Annotated in this window: 1 protein-coding gene; it reads left to right on the forward strand. The window is 29.2% G+C overall.

Annotated features, from left to right (window positions below):
• Window positions 1–740: 740 nt before the first annotated feature.
• A complete protein-coding gene (locus U9R42_11385; protein MEA3496627.1) occupies window positions 741–1,766 on the forward strand; it encodes an RluA family pseudouridine synthase in 1,026 nt (341 codons plus the stop codon).
• Window positions 1,767–2,155 lie beyond the last annotated feature (389 nt).

Below are 2,155 nucleotides of genomic sequence, written 5' to 3' on the forward strand. Positions count from 1 at the left end.
ATTATACTTGGGCTTTGAATTAATAATGGATGTGAATGTAAAAGTCATTCAATTGTCATTAATAGTCATTTAGCCAAGCTGTCATTGGGTTTTGTAACTTAATGACAATTTAATGACTACTTTATGACATTAGATTCAAGCGACAAAATACACATAATATTCTAACAGTCAAAAATATATAAGTTTTCTTATAGCCACTAAATAATGTTTTTTTTAAATAGTGCCTCTAAGAAAACTCTGCAAAATTAGATTCCTATCTTTTTGCGATATTTTTATCTTTCTCAACTCACTGATGCTAAGGCATCGCCTCGTCTCAAAAAATAAAAATCTCATCAAAAATCTTAGAAATCATAAAATTTGATAGTTTTCTTAGAAGCACTAAATACTAATATTCTCTCTAATGTAAAGGAAAAGAAATGATGATAATTTGTTGCATTAATTATATTTTTTAGTCCACCCTAAAAAGTCTTAAAATGATTTTCAGTCTCTTTCTGCCCCAAACCCTAAAGGGAGAAGTAACTGAAAATCAGGGCTACCTTTAGATGATGGGACAATTCATGATTTTTAAAACCTGCACTCATTACTTTTTAGAGTGGACTTATTTTTTAAAATTTGGAATTGATTTATTAGTAGCTTTCTGTTTTATTTTTTATAAGTTTTTAACAAAACAAGAATAAAGGTATCTTTGCACTTAAATGATTTCAAAGAAATTTTAAAATTTGAGAAGAAAATAAATATTGATGGAAGAAAATAAGCAGAATTTTGATACTGAAGAATTATATGAACATCACAGAATAGTTGTTGATGCAGGACAAGATTCTTTACGTATTGATAAATTTTTAATGAACAGGATAATGAATGTTAGTCGCAATAGAATACAAAATGCTGCTAAAGCTAATTGTGTCTTAGTTAATTCAAATGCAGTAAAAAGTAATTATAAAATAAAACCGGATGATGTAATTTCAATTGTTTTACCTGAACCTCCACAAAATAAAGAAGTAATTGCTGAAGATATTCCTATTGATATAAAATATGAAGATAATGACATTATAATTGTTAACAAGCAGCCGGGAATGGTTGTGCATCCTGCTTATGGAAATTTTACAGGAACACTGGTAAATGCTCTTTTATATCATGTTAAAGACCTTCCTTCTTCTGATGATAATGATGTGAGAGCAGGTTTGGTTCACAGGATAGACAAAGATACCAGTGGGCTTTTGGTTATTGCAAAAAATGATGATACTTTAACAAAACTGGCAAAACAATTTTTTGATCATAGTATTGAAAGAAAATATATTGCATTGGTGTGGGGAAATGTTGAAGAGGATGGACGAATAGAAAAAAATCTTATAAGAAATCCGAAAGACCGAAGAAGAATGAAAGCCTTGAAAAATTCCGATAGAGGAAGAACGGCTATTACTTATTACAAAGTATTGGAAAGATTTGCTTATACTACCCTAATAGAATGTAGGTTAGAAACAGGTCGTACACACCAAATCAGAGTTCACATGAGTTCAATAGGTCATCCTGTTTTTAATGATGTTACCTATGGTGGTAATAAAGTAATTTCGGGTCCTTCTTTTATAAAATATAAGCAGTTTGTTAATAATTGTTTTAAAATTATTCCAAGGCAAGCATTACATGCAAAATCTTTAGGCTTTATTCATCCTGCAACAAATGAGAAAGTGTTTTTTGATTCTCAATTACCTGAGGATATGGAAAAAGTTATTGAAAAATGGAGGGGCTATTCTAAGGTAAGTGATTAAACACCGATTTTCACTTTTTTTATAAACCATAATTTATTCCTATAGTTCGACTGGTCATAATTTGAGCTTTGGCACTGTGTTTAAAATATTGATTATTATCCGTTTACACGATGTAGAAAAACGCTGTTTATGACCGCTCAGCATATATATTTTCGCGAAAATATCGAATATCGAACAAGGAATTATGAATAATGAAATTTGCTCGCTATCATCTTTTTACTTCAAAATTCTTTATTCCTTGTTCAATATTCATTATTTATTTACTCAAGTTTCGCATTTGAATATAAAGAATTGACATTCGGAAACTTATTAAATATCGAGTTGTGATAACATAAAGAAAATCAATAGTATAATAATTCCATAATGAATTGTTTCATACTTTGTGATTC

The sequence above is a fragment of the Bacteroidota bacterium genome (assembly GCA_034723125.1).
Classification (GTDB): domain Bacteria; phylum Bacteroidota; class Bacteroidia; order CAILMK01; family JAAYUY01; genus JAYEOP01.